At 62.7% G+C, this 26,978-nt stretch carries 21 protein-coding genes; 11 read left to right on the forward strand and 10 right to left on the reverse strand.

The genetic code is table 11. The annotated features are described in order from the left end of the window. Window positions 1–327 precede the first annotated feature (327 nt). A complete protein-coding gene (locus BUS06_RS32155; protein WP_074268342.1) occupies window positions 328–1,482 on the forward strand; it encodes a porin in 1,155 nt (384 codons plus the stop codon). A 70-nt stretch (window positions 1,483–1,552) separates the two neighbouring features. Here BUS06_RS32155 and BUS06_RS32160 read toward each other — a convergent pair whose 3' ends face one another. Continuing rightward, window positions 1,553–2,140: an NUDIX domain-containing protein gene (locus tag BUS06_RS32160; RefSeq protein ID WP_074269418.1), complete on the reverse strand. Its 588-nt coding sequence runs from the start codon at window positions 2,138–2,140 to the stop codon at window positions 1,553–1,555. A gap of 187 nt (window positions 2,141–2,327) precedes the next feature. Here BUS06_RS32160 and BUS06_RS32165 point away from each other — a divergent pair, with 187 nt between their 5' ends. From BUS06_RS32165 to BUS06_RS32185, 5 genes are all read left to right on the forward strand, one after another. Continuing rightward, the gene (locus tag BUS06_RS32165; RefSeq protein ID WP_074269419.1) at window positions 2,328–3,083 is read left to right on the forward strand and encodes a DeoR/GlpR family DNA-binding transcription regulator; all 756 of its coding nucleotides are present in this window, start codon (window positions 2,328–2,330) and stop codon (window positions 3,081–3,083) included. Between the two features lie 415 nt (window positions 3,084–3,498). Then, window positions 3,499–6,327, forward strand: coding sequence for a xanthine dehydrogenase family protein molybdopterin-binding subunit (locus BUS06_RS32170; RefSeq protein WP_074268343.1), 2,829 nt, complete (start codon window positions 3,499–3,501; stop codon window positions 6,325–6,327). Further along, a complete protein-coding gene (locus BUS06_RS32175; protein ID WP_083611699.1) occupies window positions 6,324–6,977 on the forward strand; it encodes a (2Fe-2S)-binding protein in 654 nt (217 codons plus the stop codon). Before BUS06_RS32170 ends, BUS06_RS32175 begins: the two co-directional genes overlap by 4 nt. After that, window positions 6,974–8,323: a cytochrome c gene (locus BUS06_RS32180; protein WP_254369018.1), complete on the forward strand. Its 1,350-nt coding sequence runs from the start codon at window positions 6,974–6,976 to the stop codon at window positions 8,321–8,323. Before BUS06_RS32175 ends, BUS06_RS32180 begins: the two co-directional genes overlap by 4 nt. 504 nt (window positions 8,324–8,827) lie before the next feature. After that, on the forward strand, window positions 8,828–9,865 hold the full coding sequence (locus tag BUS06_RS32185; RefSeq protein ID WP_074269422.1) for a peptidoglycan DD-metalloendopeptidase family protein: 1,038 nt from the start codon (window positions 8,828–8,830) through the stop codon (window positions 9,863–9,865). 50 nt (window positions 9,866–9,915) lie between these two features. Here the strand turns inward: BUS06_RS32185 and prpF are convergent, their stop codons facing one another. From prpF to prpB, 4 genes are all read right to left on the reverse strand, one after another. Next, window positions 9,916–11,106: a 2-methylaconitate cis-trans isomerase PrpF gene (prpF, locus tag BUS06_RS32190; protein WP_074268344.1), complete on the reverse strand. Its 1,191-nt coding sequence runs from the start codon at window positions 11,104–11,106 to the stop codon at window positions 9,916–9,918. Window positions 11,107–11,122: 16 nt separating this feature from the next. Further along, window positions 11,123–13,720 (reverse strand): Fe/S-dependent 2-methylisocitrate dehydratase AcnD, encoded by a 2,598-nt coding sequence (gene acnD / locus BUS06_RS32195; RefSeq protein ID WP_074268345.1) that lies wholly within the window; start codon window positions 13,718–13,720, stop codon window positions 11,123–11,125. 160 nt (window positions 13,721–13,880) lie between these two features. After that, entirely contained in the window at window positions 13,881–15,047 is a 1,167-nt protein-coding gene (prpC, locus tag BUS06_RS32200; RefSeq protein ID WP_074268346.1) for a bifunctional 2-methylcitrate synthase/citrate synthase, read from the reverse strand. Between the two features lie 29 nt (window positions 15,048–15,076). Further along, window positions 15,077–15,970, reverse strand: a complete 894-nt coding sequence (prpB, locus tag BUS06_RS32205; protein ID WP_074268347.1) for a methylisocitrate lyase — start codon at window positions 15,968–15,970, stop codon at window positions 15,077–15,079. Window positions 15,971–16,175: 205 nt separating this feature from the next. Between prpB and prpR the strand changes: the two genes are divergently transcribed. Then, a complete protein-coding gene (gene prpR, locus BUS06_RS32210) occupies window positions 16,176–18,116 on the forward strand; it encodes a propionate catabolism operon regulatory protein PrpR (protein ID WP_074268348.1) in 1,941 nt (646 codons plus the stop codon). Window positions 18,117–18,276: 160 nt separating this feature from the next. Further along, the gene (locus BUS06_RS32215) at window positions 18,277–18,678 is read left to right on the forward strand and encodes a DUF3597 domain-containing protein (protein ID WP_074268349.1); all 402 of its coding nucleotides are present in this window, start codon (window positions 18,277–18,279) and stop codon (window positions 18,676–18,678) included. 65 nt (window positions 18,679–18,743) lie between these two features. Here the strand turns inward: BUS06_RS32215 and BUS06_RS32220 are convergent, their stop codons facing one another. After that, window positions 18,744–19,145, reverse strand: a complete 402-nt coding sequence (locus tag BUS06_RS32220; protein ID WP_074268350.1) for a hypothetical protein — start codon at window positions 19,143–19,145, stop codon at window positions 18,744–18,746. A gap of 152 nt (window positions 19,146–19,297) precedes the next feature. Between BUS06_RS32220 and BUS06_RS32225 the strand changes: the two genes are divergently transcribed. The 3 genes from BUS06_RS32225 to BUS06_RS32235 are packed head-to-tail and all read left to right on the forward strand — an operon-like array spanning window position 19,298 to window position 23,352. Next, window positions 19,298–19,753 (forward strand): (2Fe-2S)-binding protein, encoded by a 456-nt coding sequence (locus tag BUS06_RS32225; protein WP_074268351.1) that lies wholly within the window; start codon window positions 19,298–19,300, stop codon window positions 19,751–19,753. A gap of 1 nt (window position 19,754) precedes the next feature. After that, window positions 19,755–22,046: a xanthine dehydrogenase family protein molybdopterin-binding subunit gene (locus BUS06_RS32230; RefSeq protein ID WP_074268352.1), complete on the forward strand. Its 2,292-nt coding sequence runs from the start codon at window positions 19,755–19,757 to the stop codon at window positions 22,044–22,046. A gap of 13 nt (window positions 22,047–22,059) precedes the next feature. Beyond that, window positions 22,060–23,352 (forward strand): cytochrome c, encoded by a 1,293-nt coding sequence (locus tag BUS06_RS32235; protein ID WP_174567552.1) that lies wholly within the window; start codon window positions 22,060–22,062, stop codon window positions 23,350–23,352. 65 nt (window positions 23,353–23,417) lie between these two features. Here the strand turns inward: BUS06_RS32235 and BUS06_RS32240 are convergent, their stop codons facing one another. The 4 genes from BUS06_RS32240 to BUS06_RS32255 form a co-directional block, all read right to left on the reverse strand. Beyond that, entirely contained in the window at window positions 23,418–24,074 is a 657-nt protein-coding gene (locus BUS06_RS32240) for an amino acid ABC transporter permease (RefSeq protein WP_074268353.1), read from the reverse strand. 2 nt (window positions 24,075–24,076) lie between these two features. Beyond that, window positions 24,077–24,820 (reverse strand): amino acid ABC transporter permease, encoded by a 744-nt coding sequence (locus BUS06_RS32245; RefSeq protein ID WP_074268354.1) that lies wholly within the window; start codon window positions 24,818–24,820, stop codon window positions 24,077–24,079. Between the two features lie 61 nt (window positions 24,821–24,881). Continuing rightward, the gene (locus BUS06_RS32250; protein ID WP_254369019.1) at window positions 24,882–25,790 is read right to left on the reverse strand and encodes a transporter substrate-binding domain-containing protein; all 909 of its coding nucleotides are present in this window, start codon (window positions 25,788–25,790) and stop codon (window positions 24,882–24,884) included. 52 nt (window positions 25,791–25,842) lie between these two features. Next, window positions 25,843–26,922: an ABC transporter ATP-binding protein gene (locus BUS06_RS32255; protein WP_074268355.1), complete on the reverse strand. Its 1,080-nt coding sequence runs from the start codon at window positions 26,920–26,922 to the stop codon at window positions 25,843–25,845. Window positions 26,923–26,978: the final 56 nt, after the last annotated feature.

Here is a 26,978-nt window from a genome sequence, read left to right on the forward strand (position 1 = left end):
CTGCAAACCGGGTGTTTTCTGCGCCGTTAGCCATCCGGCCAAGGGTTCCCTAGCCCGGCGTTTGGGGGTGATCCGGCGTCGGACGAACGCTGTTCGCGACCACGCCCCAATTGTCAAATTACGCAATATGCGAATGCCTGCGCGTGGGCATTTCGCAACGATTTGCGATGGCTCAACGTGTGCCGATGGACGGCCCGCTATCGGTGTGCAAGCATCGTTTTCATCACTCGTGAACTTGAAGCTCAATGTAAGTGCTGCTTAAAAAAAGAAGAGCCTTCTCAAAGTTGGCTAGCTGCTGGCTGATGGAAAGAGATCCGGGAGATCTTCATGAAAAAGAACATGATTGCGCTGGCTGTGACGGCAGCCTTCGCGCTGCCTGCTTTCGCGCAGAGCAGCATTACGCTGTACGGGGTGATCGACGAGGGCATCAACTACACGAGTAACGCGGGCGACAAATCGGCCTATCAGCTTGAGAGCGGCTATGCGCAGGGCAGCCGCTGGGGCTTGAAGGGTTCGGAGGATCTCGGCAGCGGCCTGAAGGCGATCTTCGATCTCGAGAACGGTTTCGACGTGAATAGCGGCGGCCTTCAGGAGGGCGGCCGCATCTTCGGCCGCCAGGCGTTCGTTGGCCTGACGTCGGCCAATTACGGCACCCTCACGTTCGGCCGGCAGTACGACTCGGTGGTCGACTATCTCGCGCCGACCACGGCCAACGGCAACTGGGGCGGCTATCTGCTCTCGCACCCCTATGACAACGACAACACCGACAACTCGTTCCGCGTGAACAACACGATCAAGTACGCGAGCCCGTCGTTTGCGGGCCTGCAGTTCGGCGGCACCTACAGCTTCAGCAACGAAACCGGCTTTGCCAACAACCGTACGTATAGTCTCGGTGGCCAGTACACGAATGGTGGCCTGCTGGTGGGCGCGGCTTATCTCGAGGCGAACAATCCGGGCCTGACGGCCGATGGGTCCATTGCAACCGACGACGCGAATTTCATCTCGGAGCGGCTGCGTATTTTCGGCGGGGGCGTCAACTACACGTTCGGCAGCGCGACCGTGGGCTTTGCCTATACGAACACGAACGTCGGCCAGCCGTCCGCAACCGACACTTCGGTCTACGTGGGCGCCATCACGCCGCCGAACGGCGGCACGATGACGGCGCTCAAGTTCCAGAACTTCGAGGTCAATGGCAAATACCAGTTCACGCCGGCCTTCTTCGTCGGCGTGCAATACGTCTACACGGCGGCCACGATGGACGCGACCTCGGGCAACGAGAACCCGAGATATCACACGTTCGGCCTGATGGCCGACTACAACCTGTCCAAGCGAACGGACTTCTATTTCCAGGCGGCGTACCAGAAGGTGGCGGGCGACAAGACCGATACCGTGCTGGACGACGCATATATTCCGGGATCGGCGGGGGTGTCTTCGTCATCGAACCAGGTGACGGTGCGGGCGGCGATACGGCATCAGTTTTAAGGGGGATGGGTGGCGGGTGCCTGGGCCGTTATCTCAAGCCAGGCGGCATTCGATGCAACTTTTCGGGGACTCACTCTCTCCACACATTCAACGCCGCATACTGCAGCAACATAATCGTCTTCCCATCGACGATCTCGCCGCGCCCGATCATCGCCAGCGCCTCATCGACCGGCAGTTCTAGCACTTCGATATCCTCGCCCTCGCTGACAACACCGCCGCCTTCGCCGATCTTTGCGGCGGCATCGTACTCGCCGACAAAGAAGAACAGCTTCTCCGTAACCGAGCCAGGGCTCATGTACGCCTCGAATATCTTGCGCACCGCATGCACGCGGTAGCCGGTTTCCTCCTCGACCTCGGCGCGGATGCGCTCCTCCGGCGACGCCTCTTCCAGCAGCCCGCCTGGCGCCTCGATCATCATCCCGTCATGACCGTTGACGAAGACCGGCAAGCGGAACTGCCGCGTGAGGACCACCGTCCGGCGCACCGGATCGTGGAGCAGCATGGTGGCGCCGTTGCCGCGGTCGTAGGTCTCGCGGTTCTGACGCTGCCAGCGTCCGTCAGCGCGCCGGTAGTCGAAGGTGGTCTTCTTCAGCACATACCAGTCGTCGGACAGCACTTTGACTTCGACAACCCGTACACGGTCGGCAGTTTTGCTCATGGCGGTTTCCTGAAAGCGCGGTTCGAACCGCGAGATTTCATGGTATCGTGCAATCTCGTGCAAAAACAAGAATTTTCGTGCAATGACGTGCGGGTTCCTTGTCAATGCCCGCGCTTTGCTTCTTCGTGACGCCCTCGGTTGGCACGAGCCAACGTCGCCTTGTCTCCTATTGATGAACCGCCGCTCCATGCTTACTTCGCAAAGAAAACAGCTGATTCTCGATGCGCTCAAACGCGATGGCCAGGTGATCGCCAAGAGCCTGAGCAACGAATTTGGCGTCTCCGAAGACACCGTCCGGCGTGATTTGCGTGAACTCGCCGCCGACGGCTACCTGCAGCGCGTGCATGGCGGGGCGCTGCCCTCGTCGCCAGCAGCGGCGGACCTGGCCGGCCGGCAAGGCATCGAGTCGGCGTCGAAGGCAGCCATTGGCCGCGCCGCGGCGCAGATGATCGAGCCGGGCCAGATCGTGATCGTCGACGGCGGGACGACGGCTGTGCAACTGGTGCGCCATCTGCCGCTCGATCTGCGCGCGACCATCGTCACGCATAGTCCGGGCGTAGCGGTAGAACTCGCTCATCACCGCGACGTGGAGGTGATCATGATCGGCGGACGCCTGTACCGGCATTCGATGGTCAATGTCGGCGCCGCCGCGATCGAAGCGCTGAGCCATATCCGCGCCGATCTCTATTTCATGGGTGTCACGGGGGTACATCCTGAAGCCGGCCTGAGTACGGGCGATCTCGAAGAGGCTTACGTCAAGCGGGCGCTGGCGGCTCGTGCGGCGGAAACCGTGGTGCTCGCCTCAGCGGAGAAACTCAACACGGCGTCCGCTTTTATGATCGCGGAAGCGAGCGCTGCGCATGCGCTGGTGGTCGAGAAGGAAACCTCAGAGACGCTCACGGCTCCATTCGAGGCATTGGGGATCGCGATCGTGCGGGCTTGATGCAGGCTTTGCGCTGCCGTGTACTTTGTGACGGCACGCGCATCGACATGCAGGTAAGGATAACGAAGTAAAGGCATCTATATCAAATCCGTTATTTAAGAGATAGCGGACAAAATTTGACTCATTCGCTATCCAGCCGCGCCATAATCCCGCGCTTCGCCCGTGACAGGGCAGGGAAAGGGAAGTTGGCATCACCAGCACGTTCAATGACAGTTCACGGTTAATCAGATCGACTGCGGCGGCGCCGATATTCTGGCCGCCACACGTCGCCGGTATGCCTGGATGCATGAGTCCGGGATTCGCTTGATTCTCCAATGCGGTGTGTCGTCACAGGCTTGCGCAGCCTGTGGCTCCGCCGTGCGTGGCTCTGTCTTTTGCGCGGCGTTGCCGTCGTCGATCACTTAAGGAGAAGTCCATGGGGAAACTCGACCTTTCGCGTCGCAGTTTTCTGAAGGCCAGTGTTATCGCGGGAGTCTCGGTGTATATCGCGCCGATCGGCAGCCGCGCATTTGCTGCGTTATTCGAAGAAAAGATTCTCACGCCGGTTCAATGGGATGCGGCAAATGGGCAGGCCAAATTCCGCATCGACGGCATCGCCAAGGTGACCGGTGCGAAGGTGTTCGCACGCGACATCCGCGCGACCGACATGCCGCATTGGCCGACGCAGCAGGCGCACGCTTTCATCCTGCGCACGACCCAGGCCGACCGCCTCTACGAAGGCTTCGACCTGACGCTGCTCGGCGACGAACTGAAACCGGACCGCGTCGTCACCGCCGACGATCTGACGCGCGACGGCCTGATCTTCCCCGCGTTCTATGGCGACGACATGTTGTTGCCGCGAGGCAAGACGCCAGCTTATCTCGGCCAGGCGGTCGCGATCTTGATCTATCACGACTTCGCACGCTTTCGCTTCGCCAAGGACAAGCTCAAGTTCCACGACGAGATCATCCGTTATGGCGCGCAGACTGGGCCGCTGGAGCGCGATCCGTGGGGCACGTTCCGCTTCGTGCGGGTAGGCGGCAAGACGCCTTACGACGACGACACGTTCTCTAGCCTGAAGGACGCCCCGGTGTTCCCGAGCATGATGCGCAAGCACCAGCCGGTCTGGCCTGACGGCAAGGAGCACGGCAAGCTCGACGAGCAGGGCATGTTCTACGCGGGACAGATCCAGCAGGAACTCGATCGTCCGTCCGCGGACTGGCTCGTGATGGAGCGTGAGTACAACACGCAATCTATCGACACGGCCGCGCTCGAACCCGACAACGTGAACTGCTGGTACGACAGCGCGAGCCAATCGCTGCATATGGTGGTGCCGACGCAAGCGCCATCCGAGGTTGTGGAGAGTGCGGCCGGCATGGTCGCGAAGTGCGCGTTTCCGGTGAAGAACCTGTTCGTGCACCCTTGCTACACGGTTGGCTACGGCTCGAAGGATCACTTCAACGTGCCGTTCTACGGTCTCGTCACGGCGATGTACGCGGACGGCCGTCCGGTGCGTCTGGCGAACGATCGCTACGAGCAGTTCCAGACTTCGCTGAAGCGTCACGCTTTCAAGATGCACTACCGTATCGCCGTGGACAGAAAGACCGGGCTCTTCCAGTCGTTCAAGGCCGCGATGGAAGCGAACGGCGGCGGCCGGTGCAATTTTTCGCCATCGGTGGCCATGGTCGGCGCTACCGCGGCGCAGTCGATCTACTACTTTCCGAAGAACGACCTTTCGGCTGTCGCGGTCGCTTCCCGTGCGATCGACGCTGGTTCCGCACGCGGCTACGGCACGCTGCAGAGCATGGCGGCCACCGAGATGATGGTCGACGAGATCGCGGCACAACTTGGTGTCGATCCGATCGACTTCCGCCTGAAGAACGCGTTGCGCTCGGGCATGAAAAACAGCCAGGGCGCGGTGCCGGCTGGCGCGATCCGCGTCGACGAAGTCCTGCAGAAGGCGCAGGTGCATCCGCTATGGGTGAACCGGGCAGAGCAAAAGCTTTCATTCGAGCTGGCGCATCCGGGCCAGCGCTACGGCGTCGGTTTTGCCTGCGTGCAAAAGGACTTCGGCACCGGGGCGGAGACCTCGTTGGCGAAAGTCGAGTTCACTGTCGACGGCAAGATCAGCCTGCATCACACCGCCGCCGAAATCGGCACCGGCATGTCCACGTCGCAGGCGATTGCTGTCGCCAAATGGCTCGGCAAGCCGGCCACCGAGGTGCGCGTTGCCGTCACCGACTGGCCCGATCTGCCGGTCGTCACGAGCGGCGATCCGTACATCATGTCGCAAGCGGAGCAGGACAAGCTGTCGGCCAATCCGCGTTGGTCGCCGGGTTATGCATCGCCGTCGAGCGCGACCAACTCCGCGTTCTATTTCACGCACAGCACGCGCGAGGCCGCTCGCGTCGTATTCACTCACGGCCTGTGGCCGGCGGCGATGGCGATCTGGCGTCAAGGCACCGGCGGCGGCCAGGCCGCGCCGCTAGTGGTGCGCATCGAGGACGCGCGCTGGGTCAACGGCAAGCTATCGGCGGCCGGTCTCGAGGCGCTCACTTTCGAACAGCTCGCGAAGAAGGCACACGAACTCGGGCTCGTGACGGGCGCGGCGGTACACGTATTCAATCGCTGGCAATGGGCCGAAGCGGAGTTCGACATCGACGGCAGCGTCGAGCGCCTCCCCATCGATGGCCTTTCGCTGCGCTACGGCGACAACGCCGGAACCGATAAGAAACGACTGCAAAGCACACCGAATCAATATCGCGTGCTTGATCGAAAGCGCGTGTTCATTCCGCCCGTGCAGCGTAACGACGCCGCGGTCACTTACTACAGCGCGGTCGGCACGCTGGTCGAACTCGCGGTGCATGAGGCGACTGGCAAGGTCGAACTGCTGAGCCATCACTCGATCATGGAGTGCGGCAACCAGATTGCGCCGCAACTCGTATCGGGTCAATTGCAGGGCGGTCTCGCGATGGGCATCGGTCACGCGCTGCATGAATATCTGCCGCTCTACGAAGACGGTCCCGGCAACGGCACGTGGAACTTCAACCGCTATCGGTTGCCGCGTGCCAGGGACGTCGCTGTCTGGACCCAGACCGGTGAAGTGCTGCCGCCGTTGACCGAAAGCGATCCGCCCAAGGGTATCGCCGAAGTGGTGATGATCCCGGTGGTTGGCGCGATCGTGAACGGCATTGCGCACGCTATCGGACATCGTTTTACTGACCTCCCGGTCACTCCGCAAAAAATTCAGGAGGTGCTCGCATGACGGCCCCTAATCAAAATTCCGGCCATGCAGCTGATGCAACGGCGGGCTCTGCTGCTGCTTCGACCGCCGCAAATGCCGACGTGGTAGAGCGGCCTTTGACTCAATTCCGCGCCCAACCGGTATCGCTGACGGTGAACGGGCAACAGGTCGGCCCGCTGCAAGTGCCGGCCGGTCTGATGATGATCGACCTGCTGCACGAATATCTCCACCTGACCGGTTCGCGGCTCGGCTGTGGGCAAGGCGTCTGTCACGCCTGCGTGGTGATTCTGGACAAACCGGATGGCACGAGCGAAGAAATCCGCACGTGCATCACAGGCGCGAATTTCTTCGACGGCAAGTCGATCCGCACGATCGAAGGCCACGCACAGCGCAACGAACAGGGCGAGGTGGTGGCCTTGTCGCCGATCCAGCAGAAGTTTCTCGAGCACTTCAGTTTTCAGTGCGGCTACTGTACTCCGGGCTTCGTGAACGCGGCGACAGTGCTGATCGAGCGTCTCAAGCGCCAGCCGGTGGCGAGAGATCAGGTGGAGCAAACCATCACCGAGGCGCTGAACGATCACATCTGCCGCTGTACGGGCTACGTGCGGTACTACGAAGCGGTGAAGGATGTCGTGTTGACGATGCCTGGACTCGTAAAGGACGCCGCATGACGATGCTTTCCTTGACCCCGCAGAGTGCGCAGACCTCGCGGACTCCGCTACGTCTGCTGCAGCTGCGCCGCGTCGTGCTGGTGTTGAGCGCAGCGGCGCTGACAGCGTGCGGCCAACACCACGACGACACCCCGGCTACCCGGATGACCGCTTCGGCGACCAGCACGCCAGCAGACCTGGAAAGCGCCGCGACAGAGCAGCTTGCGCGCGGCCGCTATCTGGTAAAAGCGGCCGATTGCGCCGCCTGTCACACGAGCGCTGACGGCGCGCCGTTTGCCGGCGGCCCGAAACTCGCCTCGCCGTTCGGCACGTTCTACGGCACGAACATCACACCGGACAGAGAGCACGGCATCGGCAACTGGAGCGCTGGCGATTTCTACCGGGCGTTGCACGACGGCATGTCGCCGGATGGCCCGTTGTACCCGGCGATGCCGTACACGTCGTACCGGCAGATCTCACGTGCCGACAGCGACGCGATGTATGCGTGGCTGATGGCGCAAAAACCCGCAGCGGTACCGAACCGTCAACCGGATCTGTCGTTTCCGTTCAACATGCGTTTTGCTGTGCGCTTCTGGGACATGCTGTTCCTGAAGGATGCGCTACCGGATGCATCGAAGGCCGTCTCTTCCGGGGCGTTGGTGGACTGGAGTCGTGGACGTTACCTGGTGAGCGCGCTCGGCCACTGCGCCGAATGCCATACGCCGCGCGGCAAGTTCGGTCAGCTCGACAACGCGTTGCCGCTCGCCGGCGGGGCGCTGGGCCGCGTGGCCGCGCCGGACATCACCCCGCAAGGACTCGCTGCGCGTGGCTGGACCGCAACTGATCTGCAGACGTTCTTCGCCACCGGGATCGCCCCACAAGGCTCCGCGTTCAGCGAGATGTATCCGGTCGTGCATCTGAGCAGCCAGTATCTGAGACCCGACGATCTGCGCGCGATGTCGACGTATCTGCTCGGTGACCCGCCAGCGGCGGCGCAGCCGCTGCAGTCGCCAGCGTCGCCATCATCGGCATCTGCGGACACAGCGCAACTGGCCGCCGGCCGCAATGTCTACCTCGCCGTATGTGCCGGTTGCCATGGGCGCGATGGCGAGGGCAAACCGCACGTCGCCGTCCCGATGCACGGCAATTCGACGGTACGGCAAAGCGATCCGCACAACCTGATCGTGGCGATGCTCGACGGCATCGATGCGCAGGACTTCCCCGGCCTTGAGCGCATGCAGGAGATGCCAGGGTTCGCAGGGCAGTTAAGCGACGCGGAACTCGCACAACTGACGAGTTATCTTCGCGCGACGTGGGGCGGACAGCCCGGCGACGTTACCGCGGCGGCCGTGAAGGCGCTGCGTTAAACGAAAGCGCTCTCGGGCGCCGATGATTGGAAGGCAAACGGCCAGCACCTCGAAAGAGGGCTGGCCGTTTTCTTTGTGCGCTGTTTTTCTGCGCAACTCCTTACACGAATTTGCTGTCCGGCGAGCCGCTTCGCCTCCGGCCCCAGCGCCGAAATTCAAGGTTTTCCGACGATTTGCCGTTAAAGAAAACGATATCAGGGGCCAAATCCCGCAATACGGGTCGTAAGGATTTGTATCAGTCTGTGTGGACGGCCCGCTTTTTTGTCCGCGGCATTTTACAATTCCGCTTGAATTTTAACCGTCTGTCTGGCCCTTTTTGCGTCAAAACGCCTCGATTTCAAGGCATTTGCCGCAAGAGTGCCGGACAGAAGGGTGGGCCAGGGTGGTAGCCGCAACGAGGCGGTTTCCCGTGTCGAGCGTGCAGCGCTTCTGACGAATGCGCGCATCGGGGTGCGACGCGGGAACACTCGGGCTCGCCTATGTACGAGGCAGGAGTCGAACTTGTTGAAAAATCGTTTCGACAGAACCATGATGGCCGGCGCCGCCGGCATCTGGGTCGCATTGGCAATGAGCGGTTGTGTGAATGTGGCACAGCAGGATACGCAGGCGTCCTCGGCGGCTACTGGGGCGCCAGCGGTTTCGGCCGCTGCAGCGACCGCTGCATCGGATGCGGCCGCGGCAGCATCGTTACAGGCGGCGGCAACCGCTGCGGCCAGCACGGCCAAACTGAAGGCAGCGCAGCCACTCGTCTACCGCGTCAAGCGTGGCGACACGCTGAACCAGATTGCTCAACGCAACCACTGTAAGGTAAATGATCTGCTGGCGTGGAATCGTCTGAAGCCGTCCACGCGACTGAAGAAAGGGCAGGTGCTGCACGTAGCGTCGCCCGAGGCGGCAAAGGAAGCACAGGACGCCGCCGCGGCGGCCACTGCGGCGCAGGCTGCGGCTGATCAGGCCGCGGCCAAGGCTGCGGTCTCGGCAAAGCTGGCGGCGGCAGCAGCCTCTGCCAATCCGGCGGCGAATGCGGCGGCAGCGGCAAGCGGAGCGAATGCATCGACTGCATCAGCCGCTTCATCCAGCAACGCCGCCTCCATCGCCCAGGGTGGCGCACCCGCACCGAATCCCGCGCAAGCACGCCAGGTCGACGCAGAGGTCTCGCGTCACGCCAACCGCGTCTCGCTGGTGTGGCCGGCACAAGGCACGGTGGTCGAGGGCTTCCAGGCGGGCGCGACGCGCGGCATCGAGATCGGCGGCAAGCCTGGCGATCCAGTGCGCGCAGCCGCGGACGGCAAGGTCATGTATGCAGGGACGGGGCTCAATGAATACGGCAGCCTGATCATCATCCAGCACAACAAGGACTTTCTGACGGCGTATTCGCACAACCGCAGGCTGCTGGTGAAAACCGGCGACATCGTGCGGCAAGGGCAGGAAATCGCGGAGATGGGGGACGAGAACAACACGCGCGTCTCCGTGCTGTTCGAGGTGCGCCGCGACGGCAAGCCGGTCGATCCGATGCCGTATCTGCCGGCCAGGCAAAGTTGAGTTTGCTGGGCAGGTGAGGCAGCGTAGGCGCCGCCTCACCTTGGGCCGAATCAGAACGAATCGCCCGGAACGCGCACCCAGCCTTCCATCAGCACGCGGGCGCTTCGGCTCATGATCGCTTTCTTCACGACCCATTCGCCGTCCACCTGACTGGCCTGCGCACCCACACGCAACGTGCCGGAAGGATGGCCGAAGCGCACCGCTTCGCGTTCACCACCACCCGCGGCGAGATTCACCAGCGTGCCCGGAATCGCGGCTGCCGTACCGATGGCCACCGCGGCGGTGCCCATCATCGCGTGATGCAGCTTGCCCATCGACATCGCGCGCACCAGCACGTCGACATCGCCCGCCGCAATCTGCTTGCCGCTGGACGCCACATACCCCACCGGCCTCGCGACAAACGCGACTTTCGGGGTGTGCTGCCGCGTCGCGATCTCATCGATATGTTTGATCAGGCCCATGCGCACTGCACCGTGCGCGCGAATCGTCTCGAACTTTGCCAGCGCCTTGTCGTCGCTATTGATTGCGTCCTGGAGTTCGGTGCCCTTGTAGCCGATCGCTTCGGCGTCGACGAAAATCGTCGGAATGCCCGCGTTGATCATGGTGGCCTTCAACGTGCCCACACCAGGCACCTCGAGGTCGTCCACCAGATTGCCAGTGGGGAACATCGAGCCGCCTGCACCTTCTTCTTCGGCGGCCGGATCCATGAACTCGAGCTGCACCTCGGCGGCGGGGAAGGTCACGCCGTCCAGTTCGAAGTCGCCGGTTTCCTGCACGGCGCCGTTGGTGACAGGCACGTGTCCGATGATGGTCTTGCCGATATTAGCCTGCCAGATCCGCACGGTGGCCACGCCGTTATGCGGAACGCGGCTCGGGTCGACCAGCCCGGCGCTGATCGAGAACGGTCCCACTGCGGCTGAGAGGTTGCCGCAATTGCCGCTCCAGTCCACAAACGCCTTGTCGATCGACACCTGGCCGAACAGATAGTCGACGTCATGATCGGGCCTGCTGCTCTTCGCGATGATCACCGTCTTGCTGGTGCTCGACGTCGCGCCGCCCATGCCGTCAGTCTGCTTGCCGTACGGGTCCGGACTGCCAATCACGCGCAGCAGCAAGGCATCGCGCGCCGCGCCCGGCACCTGGGCGGCTTCGGGCAAATCCTGCAAGCGGAAGAACACGCCTTTACTGGTGCCGCCACGCATGTAGGTGGCGGGAATCTTGATCTGGGGTACGTGGGCCACGTTTTTGTCTCCTCCCTCAGGCCGCTGCTTGCGATGATTCCAGGAAGTCCTGCGCAAAGCGCTGCAGGACACCACCGGCTTCGTAGATCGACACTTCTTCCGCAGTGTCCAGGCGGCAGGTCACCGGTACTTCTACACGCTCGCCGTTCTTGCGATGGATCACCAGCGTAAGATCGGCGTGCGGTTTGCGCTCGCCGGTTACGTCGAAGGTTTCCGTGCCGTCGATACCCAGCGTCAGCCGGTTCATGCCTGGCTTGAACTCCAGCGGCAGCACACCCATGCCCACCAGATTGGTCCGGTGGATGCGCTCGAACCCTTCCGCGACGATCGCTTCCGCTCCCGCGAGACGCACGCCCTTGGCAGCCCAGTCGCGTGACGAACCTTGACCGTAGTCGGCGCCGGCAATCACGATCAGCGGTTGCTTGCGTTCCATGTACGTTTCAATGGCTTCCCACATGCGCGTGACCTTGCCTTCGGGCTCGATGCGGGCCAAAGACCCGGCCTTCACCTTGCCGTCTTCGAGCACCATCTCGTTCTTCAACGTGGGGTTGGCAAAAGTAGCGCGCTGCGCGGTCAGGTGATCGCCGCGGTGGGTCGCATACGAATTGAAATCCTCCTCCGGCAAGCCCATTTTCGCCAGATACTCGCCGGAGGCGCTGTCGGGCAGGATCGCGTTGGACGGCGACAGGTGATCGGTGGTGATGTTGTCGCCGAGCACGGCGAGCGGACGCATGGCCTTGAGCGTGCGCTCGCCAGCCAGCGCGCCTTCCCAGTACGGCGGGCGGCGGATATACGTGCTCGCCGGGCGCCAGTCGTACAGCGGGTTGGCGCGTTCGCCGGTATCGGCGGTGACTGCAAACATCGGTTCGTACACCTTGCGAAATTGCTCCGGCTTCACGCTCGATGCGACGATCGCGTCGATCTCTGCGTCGGACGGCCAGATGTCCTTGAGCATGACCGGATTGCCCGCGGCGTCGGTCCCCAGCACATCTTTCTCGATGTCGAAGCGGATCGTGCCGGCAATCGCATAGGCCACCACCAGCGGTGGCGAGGCGAGGAACGCCTGCTTGGCATACGGGTGAATGCGGCCGTCGAAATTACGGTTGCCGGACAGTACGGCGGTCGCGTACAGATCGCGCTCGACGACTTCCTTCTGGATCACCGGATCCAGCGCGCCGGACATACCGTTGCACGACGTGCACGCATAGGCGACGACCCCAAAGCCAAGCTGTTCCAGTTCCGGCAGCAGCCTGGCTTCTTCCAGATACAAGGTGACGGCCTTCGATCCCGGCGCGAGCGAGCTTTTCACCCATGGCTTGCGGGTCAGGCCGCGCTGGTTCGCATTGCGCGCGAGCAACCCAGCGGCAATCATGTTGCGCGGGTTATTGGTGTTGGTGCAGCTCGTGACAGCGGCGATGATCACGGCGCCATCGGGCATCAGCCCCGGCTCGTTTTCGACCTTGCCGCTGATGCCGCGCGCCGCGAGGTCCGACACCGGCAGTCGACGGTGCGGGTTCGACGGACCCGCCAGCGTGCGCACCACGGTCGAGAGGTCGAATGTCAGCACGCGCTCGTATTGCGCGTTCTTCAGGCTGTCGGCCCACAGGCCGGTTTCCTTCGCGTAGGTCTCCACCAGCTTGACGAGTTCGTCGTCGCGGCCGGTCAGCTTCAGGTATTTGATGGTCTGCTCGTCGATATAGAACATCGCAGCTGTCGCACCGAACTCGGGCGCCATGTTGGCGATGGTGGCGCGGTCGCCCAACGTGAGTTTGGCCGTGCCTTCGCCGTAGAACTCCAGATACGCACCCACCACCTTTTCCTTGCGCAGGAACTCGGTCAGCGACAACACGACGTCCGTCGCCGTGATGCCTTCGCCTGGCTTGCCGGTCAGTTCCACGCCGACGATATCTGGCAGGCGCATATACGAAGCGCGCCCCAGCATCACGCTTTCCGCTTCGAGGCCGCCTACGCCGATGGCGATCACGCCGAGCGCATCCACCATCGGCGTATGCGAATCGGTGCCCACCAGCGTATCTGGAAACGCCACGCCGTCTTTCACCTGCACCACCGGACTCATCCGCTCGAGGTTGATCTGATGCAGGATGCCGTTGCCCGGCGGAATCACGTCGACATTCTTGAACGCCTTCTTGGTCCAGTTGATGAAATCGAAGCGGTCTTCGTTGCGCCGGTCTTCGATCGCGCGGTTCTTGTCGAACGCGTCCGGATCGAAGCCGCCACACTCGACGGCGAGCGAGTGATCCACCACCAGTTGCGTCGGCACGACCGGATTGACCAGCGCCGGGTCGCCGCCTTGGGCCGCGATCGCGTCGCGCAGGCCGGCGAGATCGACCAGCGCGGTTTGGCCAAGGATGTCATGGCAGACCACGCGCGCCGGGAACCACGGGAAATCGAGGTCGCGCTTGCGTTCGATGATCTGCTTGAGCGACGCATTGAGGGATACCGGATCGCATCGGCGCACGAGATTTTCGGCCAGCACGCGCGAGGTGTACGGCAACGTGTCGTAGGCACCCGGCTGGATCGCCTCGACCGCGGCTCGCGTGTCGAAGAAGTCCAGCTTGGTGCCAGGCAGGGGCTTACGGTTTGCAGTGTTCATACCGTGGGGGAGTAAGAATGTAGTGTTCGGCAATCATGTTGCATGTCGGCAGGGCGATAATTGCTGGAGCTGGACGTCGCTGGACGTCGCTGGACATCACAGGACGTCAGCGGCAATTATCCCCCTTTCCCGATCAACGTTTGATGATCGGCGCTTTCGATCAACGTTTCGCGATCGGCACGAACTTCAGGTTGTCCGGACCAGTGTAGTTCGCGCTCGGCCGGATGATCTTGTTGTCGATGCGTTGTTCGATGATGTGCGCGCTCCAACCCGCCGTACGGGCGATCACGAACAGCGGCGTGAACATCGCTGTCGGCACACCCATCATGTGATACGACACCGCGCTGAACCAGTCCAGGTTCGGGAACATCTTCTTGGCGTCCCACATCACGGTTTCGAGGCGCTCGGCGATGTCGAACAGCTTCGTGCTGCCGGCTTCTTTCGAGAGCTTCTTCGCGACTTCCTTGATGACCTTGTTGCGCGGATCGGAGATCGTGTAGACCGGGTGGCCGAAGCCGATCACGACTTCCTTGGCTTCGACGCGGCGGCGGATATCCGCTTCAGCCTCGTCGGGACTCTGGTAGCGCGACTGGATTTCAAACGCGACTTCGTTGGCGCCACCGTGCTTCGGGCCGCGCAGCGCGCCGATCGCGCCGGTCAGCGCCGAGTACATGTCCGAGCCTGTGCCGGCGATCACGCGGCCGGTGAAGGTCGATGCATTGAATTCGTGCTCCGCATACAGGTTCAGCGAGATATGCATCGCGTCGACCCACGACTTCGACGGCTCGACGCCGTGCAGCAGATGCAGGAAGTGGCCGCCGATCGAATTGTCGTCGGTCTCCACCTCGATGCGCTTGCCGTTATGCGAGTAGTGGTACCAGTAGAGCAGCATCGAACCGAGCGAGGCCATCAGCTTGTCGGCGATATCGCGTGCGCCGGGGAGATTGTGGTCGTCCTTCTCGGGCAGCACGGTGCCGAGCACCGAGACGCCGGTGCGCATGACGTCCATCGGATGGGCGGCTGCCGGGATCCATTCCAGCGCGGCCTTGACGTTGGCAGGCAGGCCGCGCAGCGCCTTCAGCTTGGCCTTGTAGGCCGTCAGTTCAGCCTGCGTGGGCAGCTTTTCGTGCACCAGCAGGTAGGCGATTTCCTCGAATTCGCAGGTGCTGGCGATGTCGAGAATGTCATAGCCGCGGTAATGCAGGTCATTGCCGGTCTTGCCGACCGTGCACAGGGCAGTGTTACCCGCCGTCACGCCCGAAAGGGCCACGGACTTCTTCGGTTTGAATGTGCCTGTTGCCGGTGTGCTGTTATCTGCTTCGCTCATGGTGTCGTCCTCTTACTCCCGGATTCGGTTTACTTGTGTGCGGCGAACAGCGCGTCGAGTTTCTCCTCGTACGCGTGATAGCCGAGATACTTGTACAGGTCGGCACGCGTCTGCATCGTTCCGATAGCGGCCTTTTGCGTGCCGTCGCGCTTCACCGTCTCGTAGAAATTGAGCGCGGCGGCGTTCATCGCGCGATACGCACCACAGCAGTACAGCGCGATATCGACGTTCGCTTCGCGCAGTTCGTCGGTGGTAAAGAACGGCGTCGAGCCGAATTCGGTCAGGTTCGCGAGAATCGGCACCTTGACTGCGGCCTTGAAGCGGCGATAGTCGTCGAGCGTCTGCATCGCCTCCGGGAAAATCATGTCGGCGCCGGCTTCGACGTAGGCAACGGCGCGCTCGATCGCTGCATCGATGCCTTCTGCTGCGGCCGCATCAGTGCGCGCCATGATGACGAACTGGTCGTCGGTGCGGGCGTCGACGGCGGCCTTCACGCGGTCGACCATTTCCTCTTTCGCGACGACTTCCTTGCCCGGACGGTGCCCGCAACGCTTCTGTCCGACCTGATCTTCGAGGTGCACCGCGGCCACGCCGGCCTTGATGAACGAACGCACCGTGCGCGCAATGTTGAAGGCGCCGCCCCAACCGGTGTCGATATCGACGAGCAGCGGCAGGCCGGTGGCATCGGTGATGCGGCGGGCGTCGATCAACACATCGTCCATGGTGCTGATGCCGAGATCGGGAATGCCGAGCGAGTTGGCCGCGACGCCGCCGCCCGACAGATACACCGCCTTGAAGCCGACCGCCTCGGCCATTTTCGCCGCGTAGGCGGTGATGGCGCCGACGACCTGCAGCGGTTGTCCTTCTGCGACCGCTGCACGGAATTTCGCGCCGGCACTGACAGGTTGTTTTGCTGAACTCACGCGTATCTCCAGGTAATGGTCAAAGCGTTTTTGCAAGGAGCGGGCCAGCGTTGGTGCGTGAGGCTAAGTTGTTGATTACCTGTGGCTTTGGGGGATTGGTGGGGCATCGTTTGATTGCATAAGTGCAATCCTGCATTTCACAAGTGAAATCGGAAGGTCATAATAGTGCTTCTTTGATTTCGACCGCCACGGCAGGCAACCCGCCATGAACCGACCTTCTGAACCCGGCTCCCGGGCCCGCGTGTGGGCCATCGGCATCAGCAAGCTGCGCGGCCTGTTCCGCGATATCGCCGATGAATACGACACCCGCGCCGATCTGCGGCTGGTAACCCGCGGCTATGAGGAAGCGGTCAACGAGATTGCTTCCGCGGGCAAGGATCGCCCGGACGTCGTGGTCGCGGCAGGGTCGAACGGCACGTATCTGAAGGCGCGGATAGATGTGCCCGTTGTGCTGATCACGCCGACCGGTTTCGACGTGATGCATGCACTGGCACGCGCGCGCCGCGATTCGTCATCTGTAGCGCTCGTGACCCACGGCGAGACGCCCGCCGAGGTGCGCCGTTTCGTGGCGGCCTATGGTATCGACGTGGTGTTTGCGTCGTACCAGTCGGCGCAGGATGCGGAAGCCTGCGTGCTTGATCTGCGCGATCGCGGCGTAGGGACGATCGTGGGACCGGGACTCGTGACGGATCTCGCCGCGCGGGCCGGTATGGAGTCCATATTTCTTTACTCTCGTGCCGCCGTGCGTTCGGCCTTCGACACCGCGCTCGAAGTCGCCCAGGCCACCTGGGGCGAAGCGGTGCGGCGGCATCGTCTGGACAACGTGTTGCAACACTTGCGCGACGGTGTCGTCGCCCTCGATGCGCAGGGCCGTGTCGAAGCGATCAACCAGCGTCTGGCTTTGGTGCTTGGCATCGAGCCGGCTGCGGCTGTGGGCCGAGCGTTGCTCGAACTCGCACCGGACCTGGTCGACGCTGTCCCGGATGACGAGGGCGAGTCGCTAGAAACGGTACGCGGTATCAGTTACGTCGTGCATCGTGGACCGCTGGTCGACAACGGCGTGACGACCGGCAGCGTGCTGACGTTTCAGGAGTCGCGCTCGGTGGAACGGCTCGATCGCACGCTGCGCTCGCGGCAGCGCGCGCAACAGTTTGTGGCGCGCTACCAGCTCGACGATCTGATCGGCGCGTGTCCCGCAATCGAACGGGTCCGGCAACTCGTGCAGCGCTATGCGAAGTCGGATGCGACCGTCCTGATTCGCGGCGAGAGCGGTACGGGCAAGGAGATGGTGGCGCAGAGCCTGCATCATCTCAGCGCGCGGCGTGATTTTCCGTTTGTCGCGCTCAATTGCGGGGCGTTTCCGGAGGCCTTGCTCGAGAGCGAACTGTTCGGGTACGAAGAGGGGGCTTTTACGGGCGCACGGCGCGGCGGCAAGGCCGGTCTGATCGAAGCGGCACACCGTGGCACGCTATTCCTCGATGAAATCGGCGAAATGCCGTTGCCGCTGCAAAGCCGTTTGCTGCGCGTGTTGCAGGAGCGCGAAGTGGTGCGGCTCGGCTCGACCGAACCAACGCGCATCGACGTGCGAATCGTCGCAGCGACCCATCGCGCATTGACCGCGGCAGTGGCGGCGGGCGAATTCCGCACGGATCTTTACTACCGGCTAAACATTCTCAATATCGCGTTACCGCCGTTGCGCGAACGTCTTCCGGACATCATGCCGCTTGCGGCCGAGTTGCTATGTCAGGCGGCGCGGCGCGAACCGCGTCTGGCCACCCGTGTTCGCACGACGCGAGATGCATCTAGCGTGCTTGCACCGATCACCGAGTCACTAAGTCGTCACGCATGGCCGGGTAATGTGAGGGAACTGCAGAATGTGATTGAGCGGATCACCGTCGAACTAGCGGACTCGGATGACACGGAATTGACAGATGAGGTTTTGCAATCGATCGCGCCGGAGTTGTTCGAGCGGCAAGATGAGGGCACGAATGAGACCGCGCTGACTCTGCGTCAACGCAGCCGTCGTGTGGAAGCGGATGAGATTCGTGCCGCGCTCGACGCGTTCAACGGCGACCGCGATCAGGTGTGCGATGCGCTAGGCATCAGCAAGACCACGCTGTGGCGCAAACTGAATGCGGCGGGATGAGACGATGATGTACAGCGGGCGTTAAGCGTCGTCTCGCGGCATATGACCTTCACCACAAACTATTACAAGTTCCGCGGAGCGAACGCCTAACATGTGTAGTGATCCATGTTGGGCATGGACAGGGTTCCCACCCGTCACTATTTGTTCAGGAGAATTAAAGATGAGTATTTTTGGCGATATTGTGAACAAACTGTTCGGCAAGGCCAAGCCGGATCAGCCCGCGCCCGCAGTGGAAGCGACACCGGATCCGGCTGCGGCGCAAGCAGCTGCGCCTGCGGCGGCAGCAGCACCTCCGCCGTTGGCGGATGTGGATGTCGCAGCGGTGATGGATCAGTTCGTGAGCGAAAGCGGCCAAACGCTGAACTGGCGCACCTCGATCGTCGATACACTCAAGGCGCTCGGCGTCGACAGCAGCCTCGAGCATCGCAAGCAGCTCGCACAGGAACTCAAGTACAGCGGCGACACGAACGACTCGGCCACCATGAACGTCTGGCTGCACACGCAGGTCATGCACGCGCTGGCGGCAAACGGCGGCAAGCTGCCGTCGGACCTCGCGGGCTGATCTGAACTAAAGGTACGCGAAGCACGAAGACGTCGGCGGCGCCCGCCGCCGACTATGCATTACCTCTACTGTTGTCCCTCCACCGCCCGCAATACCTGCGTGACTTTTCCATGCTCATGCAGAATCGCCGGGCTCGTCTGCAACAACGGCAGATAGCGCGGCAAAAACGTATTGTCGGGCCGATCCGCTGAGAACAGACCCGTCACGGCTTCGACCGCGGCCAGGCGATCGGTAGCGGTGGCCTCCTTGTCGTCGAGCGTCTCGTCGACATTGGCAATCACCGTCGAAAGCGGCGAGAGCCAGCGAAACCCCGAGCCGTTGATCAGCACTTGCAGAAACGCCGCCGGCGTCACCGGACCGAACTCCTTCTCGTAGGCCGCGCGCTCGTGATCGAGGATTGCCTTGTGCAGCGATAGCAACGGCCGGCGCACCTCGGCCAGGAATTGAATGGCTTGCTGTTCGGTCATGGCACAACTCCTGGGAGTAAAGGGGCATGCTAGCAAACTTCCCTGCGCGACACGCTCCATACATATTTTTTAAAGGGCGACTACAATTCCGTCGTTCCACATCATGCTGCCGGTTTCACGAGCCCAAACAATAATTCGCAATCGGAGTCCCCATGACAACGCTCAATATCAACGGTCAGACGCATACCGTCGACGCACCGCCCGACATGCCCTTGCTGTGGGTCTTGCGAGACCTGGTCGGCCTGACGGGCACGAAGTTTGGTTGCGGGATTGCCCAGTGCGGCGCCTGCACCGTGCACCTGGACGGCGCCGCGGTGCGCTCGTGCGTATTGCCGGTGGCGGCCGTCGGCGACAAGAAGATCACCACTATCGAAGCGGTTGGCGAGACGCCCGCGGGGAAGAAGGTGCAGCAGGCATGGCGCCAGATCGACGTGGTGCAGTGCGGTTACTGTCAGTCGGGGCAGGTGATGTCGGCCGCCTCGCTGCTTGCGCAGAACCCCAATCCGACCGATGCGGATATCGATGCGGCCATGGCCGGCAACATTTGCCGCTGTGGCACCTACAACCGCATTCGCGCGGCGATCAAGCAAGCGGCAAAGGAGGCCTGACATGTCGCAAGGTCTGCTTGATTCGCAAAACGCCGGCAAGGATGGAAGAACCACGCAGGGCGGCAAGGGCGCCACGCAAGGCGACGACGGCCCGCATCTCTCACGACGTACTTTTCTGAAATTCAGCGTCACGGTAGGCGTTGCCGCGGGCGGTGGCCTGCTGCTCGGCTTCAGTTTGCCGACCCCGAGCCAGGCGCAAGGCCAGGATCCAACGGGCAAATCGGTGATCGGCGGCGATGCGAGCGAGCCTGCACCGGCTGGAGTGTTCGCGCCGAACGCCTTTATCCAGATCGACAACACCGGCAAGGTGACGCTGGTGATTCCGAAGGTCGAAATGGGCCAGGGCGTCTATACGTCGATTCCGATGCTGATCGCGGAAGAGCTCGAAGTCCCGCTCGACAGCGTCACGATCGACCACGCGCCGCCCAACGAGAAGCTCTTCATGGATCCGCTGCTCGGCGGTCAGTTGACCGGCGGTTCGACTTCTATCCGTTACGCATGGGATCCGATGCGCAAGGCAGGCGCCACCGCTCGCGTGTTGCTGATCAGTGCGGCGGCGCAGCAGTGGCAGGTGGATCCGGCTACCTGTCATGCACAGGCGGGCCAGGTGATTCATGCGGCCAGCAACCGCAGCCTTGGCTACGGCCAACTGGTCGATGCCGCCGCAAAGCTGCCGGCGCCGCAGACCGTGCCGCTCAAGGACCCGAAAGACTTCAAGATCATCGGCACGGCGGTCAAGCGTCTGGACTCGCCGGAGAAGGTGGACGGCACCGCGATGTTTGGCCTCGACGTGCGCGTGCCGGACATGGTTTATGCGGCCATCGCAACGTGTCCGGTATTCGGCGGCACGCTGGGCAGCGTCGATGACACGAATGCCAAAAAGATTCCCGGCGTGCGCCAGGTCGTCAAGGCCGACAACGCGGTAGCCGTTATCGGCGATCACACGTGGGCCGCCAAGCGCGGCCTTGCAGCGCTGCAGATCACCTGGAACGAAGGCGCGGGCGCGAATCTTTCGATGAAGCAGATCGTCGACGATCTCAGCGCCGCGGCAGATCACGGCAACGGCGCCGTGGCGCGCAAGGATGGTGACGTACAGAAGGGCTTCTCGGACGCCAAGACCCGCGTCGATGCGGTCTATCAGCAACCGTTCCTTGCGCACGCCACGATGGAACCGGTCAACTGCACTGTGTACGTGCGGCCGGACGGCTGCGATATCTGGCTGGGCACGCAGGTGCCGACGCGCATCGTCGATACGGCGGTGAAAATCACCGGCCTGCCGGCAGAGAAGATCACCGTGCATAACCATCTGCTCGGCGGTGGTTTCGGACGCAGGCTGGAATTCGATATGGCCACCCAGGCGCTGAAGATCGGCAAGCAGCTGGGCACACCGGTCAAGGTCGTATGGACGCGCGAAGAAGACATCCAGCACGACATGTACCGTCCGTACTACTACGACAAGATCTCGGCGGGGCTCGACGCGAACGGCAAGCCGATCGCGTGGCAGCATCGGATTGTCGGCTCGTCGATCCTGGCGCGCTTTGCGCCGCCGGCGTTCCAGCATGGCATCGATCCCGACGCGGTGGAAGTGGCCTCCGATCTGCCATACGACCTGCCCAATCAGCTGATCGACTATGTGCGTCAGGAACCGCGCACGGTGCCGACTGCATTCTGGCGCGGCGTCGGTCCGACGCGCGGCACCTTCGTCGTGGAGAGTTTTATTGACGAGCTGGCCGCGCAGGCCAAAGTGGATCCGGTTAAATACCGGCGCGATCTGCTCGGCAAAACGCCGCGTGCGTTGAACGTGCTCGACACGGCAACCCAGGCGGCCGGCTGGGGCAGCACGAGCCTGCCGAAGGGGCAAGGGCGCGGCGTCTCGGTGATGCACGCGTTCGGCAGCTTCTTCGCGATGGTCGCGGATGTGACAGTCGACCAGGGCGAGGTGACCGTGAATCGCGTCGTCTGCGCGGTCGATTGCGGGATGGTGGTCAATCCGAACACCATCGAAGCGCAGGTGCAGGGCGGCATCATCTTCGGCATCACGGCGGCGCTGTACAGCGAGATCACGATCAAGGACGGACGCGTCGAGCAGAACAACTTCACCGACTACCGGATGCTGCGGATCGACCAGACGCCGAGCATCGAGGTGCATATCGTGAAGAGCACCGAAGCGCCTGGCGGGATCGGCGAGCCGGGCACCGCAGCGTTGGCGCCGGCGTTGGCAAACGCGATCTATGCCGCTACCGGCAAACGGCTGCGGCAGTTGCCGGTTGGCAGCCAGCTGCAAAACGTCTAACCGGAGACCGACCATGATCAAAACAATGAAGGTTTCCGGCGCGGCGCTGGGTTTCGCACTTTGTCTGGCGTTTCCGTTTGCCCTGCAGTCAACCGCACACGCCGCTGATGATGCGCTGGTGCAGCGCGGCGCCTATCTCGCCAAGCTCGGCGATTGCGTGGCGTGCCACTCGGCGCCCAAAGGCAAGCCGTTCGCGGGCGGCCTGCCGATGACGACGCCGATGGGCAAGATCTACACCACCAACATCACGCCCGATCCCGACACCGGGATTGGCCGTTACACGGAGGAAGACTTTGCCCGCGCGTTGCGCGAGGGCGTGGCGAAGGACGGCCACAATCTCTACCCGGCGATGCCGTATCCGTCGTACGCGAAGATCAACGACGATGACGCGAAGGCACTGTACGCGTTCTTCATGAAAGGTGTGACGCCTGTGCAGCAGGCCGATCGCGAGTCCGATATTCCATGGCCGCTCAACATGCGTTGGCCGTTGAAGTTCTGGAACATGGTGTTTCTGGACAAGACCGTCTATCAGGACAAGCCGGGCAAGGACGTCGCGTGGAACCGTGGCGCCTATATCATCCAGGGCCTCGGTCACTGCGGCTCGTGCCACACGCCGCGCGGTATCGCGTTCCAGGAGAAGGCGCTCGATGAAAGCGGCAGCGCGTATCTGACCGGCGGCACACTCGACGGCTGGTTCGCCGCCAACCTCACTCAGGAGCACAACGTTGGACTCGGGCGCTGGTCGGAGGAAGACATCGCGGCGTTTCTGAAGACTGGGGCGAATGCGCACGCGTCGGCGTTTGGCTCGATGACCAGCGTGATCAACAACAGCACGCAGGCCACCAACGACACGGATATCGCCGCGATGACGAGCTATCTGAAGTCGCTGCCGGCGGCAGGCGGCACGGGCGCGCCGCAGTATTCCTATGATCCGCAGGCGACCAGGGTGTCGCTCTCGCGTCCGGCAAACGATGCCGGCGCGCGTGTCTATACCGAGTACTGCATGCATTGTCACGGCGTGGATGGCCGCGGCTTCGCACCGATGCTGGCGCCGCTGGCGGGCAATCCGAATGTGCTGGAGCACGATGCGTCGTCGCTGATCAACGTCACGTTGAACGGCACCGGCGATCTGGTGATTCAGGGCGTCCCTGCGCCGTATCCGATGCCGAAATACGCGCCGGTGCTGAACGACAAGCAGATCGCCGACGTATTGACGTTCGTTCGGGCTGGCTGGAATAACGGTGCGCCGGCCGTGAGCGCGGAAGAGGTGGCGAAGCTGAGGAAGTCGACACAGGCGGCGCAGTAGAGTCGCAATAGTCTGGCGAGCGGCAACCGTAGTCTTATCCGGTTGCCGCTTGCTGTTTCAGCTGCTTACCGGTGCTGGCCGATCTTCTGCCGCTTCTCCAGCGCACGTGCATACCAGGTGAGCGGGAAACACATCGCGAAGTAGATCAACGCCACCATGCCGTAGATCGGAAACGGCCGGAACGCTGCGTTGGTAATCATCGTGCCGGTCTTCGTCAACTCGGTAAAGCCGATGATCGAGGTCAGCGCAGTGCTTTTCACCACCTGCACCAGAAAGCCGACCGTCGGCGCCACCGCGATCTTTTTAGCCTGCGGCCATACGATGTAGCGCAACTGCTGGCCGAACGTCATGCCGAGACTCGCGCCGGCAGCCCACTGGCCACGCGGCACCGCTTCGACACAGCCGCGCCAGATGTCCACCAGATAGGCGCTGGTATAAAGCGTCAGCGTAACGATGGCAGCTGTCCACGGAGACACATCCACACCTAGCAGCGGCAACCCGAAGAAGGCAAGGAACAGCTGCATCAGCAACGGCGTACCCTGGAACAACTCGACGTACACTGACACCGCCCGCCGCAACCATGGCAGCGGCGACACGCGCATCGCGAGCAGCGCGAATCCCACCAGACCTCCGCAGACAAACGCAATCAGCGACAACAGCACCGTCCAGCGCGCGGCGAGCAGCAGATTGCGGGCGATATCCCACAGCGTAAATTCCACCATGATCAGCGCTCCGTCGGGACAGCGCGCGGACCACGCCACGCAAGCAGCAGACGCCAGCCGCGCGGCTCGTCGGGCCGATGCGGCATGCGGCCGGCAAAGAGGCCGCGGCCGAGCCAGTTGAGCACCTGCCGCAGCACGATGGAGAGCACCAGATACGTCACGGTGATGATCACGTAGCTTTCGAACGAACGGAAATTGCGCGACTGGATGAAGTTGGCCGCGTAAGTCAGATCCGGCACCGAGATCTGCGACACGACCGCGGAGCCGAGCATGACGATCAGCACCTGGCTCAGCAGCGATGGGAACACGTTGGCCAGCGCCTGCGGCAACACGACGAAGCGGAACACCTGGCGTCCGTGCAGGCCGAGCGCCTGGGCCGCCTGCACCTGGCCGCGCGACACCGATTCGATACCGGAGCGCACGATCTCGATGGCATAGGCGCCGAGATTGACCGTCATGGCGAGAATGGCGGCCTGGATCTCGTCGATATGGATGCCGAGACTTGGCAGGCCGAAGAATATGAAGAACAACTGCACGATGAACGGCGTGTTGCGGATCAGTTCGACATACACCGCGACCAGCCTGCGCGCCCAGCGCGGTCCGGCGACGCTCACGCTCGCGCCGCCGATCCCCACGAGACCACCCAGCAACGTGGACAAGGCAGTGAGCCCCAAAGTGACGGCAGCGCCGCGGGCAAGCATGCCCACATAGACGCCGAAGCCGCTGAAATCGAACGCATAACTCATGACATGCCGCTCATCGTAAATCGGACTCCCCCGGTCAATGCCTTTGATCCGGACAAAATGGTTATAGATCGGCCGGCAGCGGCGCCCGCAGCCACTTCTGCGAAATCTCGTTCATCGTGCCGTCCTTGCGGGCGCGGGCAATCGTGTCGTCGATTTTCTGCTTCAGGCGCGGCTCGTTCTTGTTCAGGCCGACGTGATCGGGCGAACTGAACAGGGCGAACTTCTGCTCGGGATCGTTGGGCGGATGGCGCGCCAGGATCGTCGCCCCGACGTCGTTGCCAACCACCATCAACTGTACCTGACCAGAAAGAAATGCCGAAATTGCACCGTTAGGATCGTCGAAACGTTTGATTGTCGCGCTGGGCGGCGCGATCTTCGTGACGCTCAGGTCTTCCAGCGTGCCGCGCGCCACCGAAATGGTCTTGCCGGCGAGATCGCCGGCGTTCTTGACCGGCAGCGCTTTCGGGCCGAACACGGCGAGGTAGTAGGGAGCGTAAGGCTGTGAGAAGTCGATCACCTTCTCGCGTTCCGGCGTCTGGCCGACCGACAGCAGCATGTCGGCCTTGTGGTCGGCGAGGTAGGCCATGCGGTTGTCGCCCGTCACCTGAACCAGTTCGACCTTCGCGTTGAGCGCCTTGCCGATCAGGTTGGCGACATCGATGTCGTAACCCTCAGGCTTCATGTCTGGGCCGATCGAGCCGAACGGCGGGTAGTCTTCGAACACGCCGATCCGCACCACGCCGGATTTGGCGATCGAGTCGAGCGCGTCGGCGTGGGCCGCCGGTGCAACGAACGCGGACAGTGCTGCGAGGCCGGTGAATGCGAGCGTGGTGGCGGCCGTCGCCAGTCTACGGCGCAGATTCCCCGGATGCCCCAGATTCCGCAGATGCCGGGAAAGCTGTCCATACCGGACACGCGGAGCAGGCCGGCCACGCGAGACGCGTGGAGCAAGTGAGTCGAGAGTGGTCATGGTCGTTCCTCTGTCAAAGCGTGGGTATCTATCGGATCAGTTCAAAATCGTTTCAATGCGCGGCGCGGGCCGCGATCAGCTTGCAGGCGTGAGGCGGCAGCTCCGCCAGCACCGGCATGCCGAGCGTGAGACCGGGCGTTTCACGCGGGGTTGTCGCGGCGGTGAGAGTGAACCCGGCGCACTCAATCGTGGCTTCGAGCGAGGCGCCCACGTCACGAATAAAGCTGACCGTGCCATTCAGGCGGTTCTGGTTTTGGCCGGCGGCGCCTGAGCCAATCCTGACGCAGACATCCTCAGGGCGGATCAGCAGGCGAATCTCCGAAGCCGATGCCGGCGCGCGCGCCGGCGGCGTCACGACGATCTGCTGGCCGCCTGGCAGGCTTACGCCGCCAGCGCCGTCGTAAGTCACCGGCAGGATGTTGCCGAGACCGATAAAGTCGGCCACGAACTCGCTGACCGGATCGCGATAGATGTCGAGCGGCTTGCCGACCTGCGCAATCCGGCCTTTCTCCATGACGACGATTTCGTCGGCCATGGTCATTGCTTCACGCTGGTCGTGCGTGACCATGATCGTCGTGATACCGAGGCGCTGTTGCAACAGGCGAATTTCCACCTGCATGGCTTCGCGCAGTTTGGCGTCGAGCGCTGAGAGCGGTTCGTCGAGCAACAGCAGTTTTGGCGACGAAGCGATCGCGCGGGCAATCGCCACGCGTTGCCGTTGCCCACCGGAGAGTTGCGTCACCGGACGGTTCGCCATATGCGGCAACTGGATCAGTTCGAGCAGCGCCGTGACGCGCTGGCTTTGCGTAACCTTGGCGGTCTTGCGCAGGCGCAGCGGATAGGCGATGTTCTGCGCCACCGTCATATGCGGAAACAGCGCGAGCGACTGAAACACCATGCCGAAGTCGCGCTGATTCGCCGGTACGTGCGTAATGTCGCGGCCGGCGAAGTTCACAATCCCTGAGCTGGGCGTCTCCAGTCCGGCGATCATGCGCAACAAGGTGGTCTTGCCGCAACCGGACGGCCCGAGGAAGCAGATCAGCTTGCCGTCCGGCACGCTCAGATCGACGTGGTCGACGGCGTACGCTGAATTAAAGCGCTTGGTCACGGCCTGCAACGTCAGATGAGTCATGAGAGGCTCCTGCTGGGCCAGAATCGCAAAGGAATCAGAACAGCACCACACGGGGC

Source organism: Paraburkholderia phenazinium, assembly GCF_900141745.1.
In the GTDB taxonomy this organism is placed as follows: domain Bacteria; phylum Pseudomonadota; class Gammaproteobacteria; order Burkholderiales; family Burkholderiaceae; genus Paraburkholderia; species Paraburkholderia phenazinium_B.

Coding starts and splice junctions, on each gene's coding strand:
- BUS06_RS32155 (WP_074268342.1), top strand. CDS start 328: ATGAAAAAGAACATGATTGCGCTGGCTGTGACGGCAGCCTTCGCGCTG.
- acnD (WP_074268345.1), bottom strand. CDS start 13,720: ATGAACACTGCAAACCGTAAGCCCCTGCCTGGCACCAAGCTGGACTTC.
- BUS06_RS32170 (WP_074268343.1), top strand. CDS start 3,499: ATGGGGAAACTCGACCTTTCGCGTCGCAGTTTTCTGAAGGCCAGTGTT.
- BUS06_RS32165 (WP_074269419.1), top strand. CDS start 2,328: ATGCTTACTTCGCAAAGAAAACAGCTGATTCTCGATGCGCTCAAACGC.
- BUS06_RS32225 (WP_074268351.1), top strand. CDS start 19,298: ATGACAACGCTCAATATCAACGGTCAGACGCATACCGTCGACGCACCG.
- BUS06_RS32255 (WP_074268355.1), bottom strand. CDS start 26,922: ATGACTCATCTGACGTTGCAGGCCGTGACCAAGCGCTTTAATTCAGCG.
- BUS06_RS32220 (WP_074268350.1), bottom strand. CDS start 19,145: ATGACCGAACAGCAAGCCATTCAATTCCTGGCCGAGGTGCGCCGGCCG.
- BUS06_RS32245 (WP_074268354.1), bottom strand. CDS start 24,820: ATGAGTTATGCGTTCGATTTCAGCGGCTTCGGCGTCTATGTGGGCATG.
- BUS06_RS32175 (WP_083611699.1), top strand. CDS start 6,324: ATGACGGCCCCTAATCAAAATTCCGGCCATGCAGCTGATGCAACGGCG.
- BUS06_RS32215 (WP_074268349.1), top strand. CDS start 18,277: ATGAGTATTTTTGGCGATATTGTGAACAAACTGTTCGGCAAGGCCAAG.
- BUS06_RS32240 (WP_074268353.1), bottom strand. CDS start 24,074: ATGGTGGAATTTACGCTGTGGGATATCGCCCGCAATCTGCTGCTCGCC.
- BUS06_RS32180 (WP_254369018.1), top strand. CDS start 6,974: ATGACGATGCTTTCCTTGACCCCGCAGAGTGCGCAGACCTCGCGGACT.
- BUS06_RS32235 (WP_174567552.1), top strand. CDS start 22,060: ATGATCAAAACAATGAAGGTTTCCGGCGCGGCGCTGGGTTTCGCACTT.
- prpR (WP_074268348.1), top strand. CDS start 16,176: ATGAACCGACCTTCTGAACCCGGCTCCCGGGCCCGCGTGTGGGCCATC.
- BUS06_RS32250 (WP_254369019.1), bottom strand. CDS start 25,790: ATGACCACTCTCGACTCACTTGCTCCACGCGTCTCGCGTGGCCGGCCT.
- BUS06_RS32160 (WP_074269418.1), bottom strand. CDS start 2,140: ATGAGCAAAACTGCCGACCGTGTACGGGTTGTCGAAGTCAAAGTGCTG.
- prpC (WP_074268346.1), bottom strand. CDS start 15,047: ATGAGCGAAGCAGATAACAGCACACCGGCAACAGGCACATTCAAACCG.
- BUS06_RS32230 (WP_074268352.1), top strand. CDS start 19,755: ATGTCGCAAGGTCTGCTTGATTCGCAAAACGCCGGCAAGGATGGAAGA.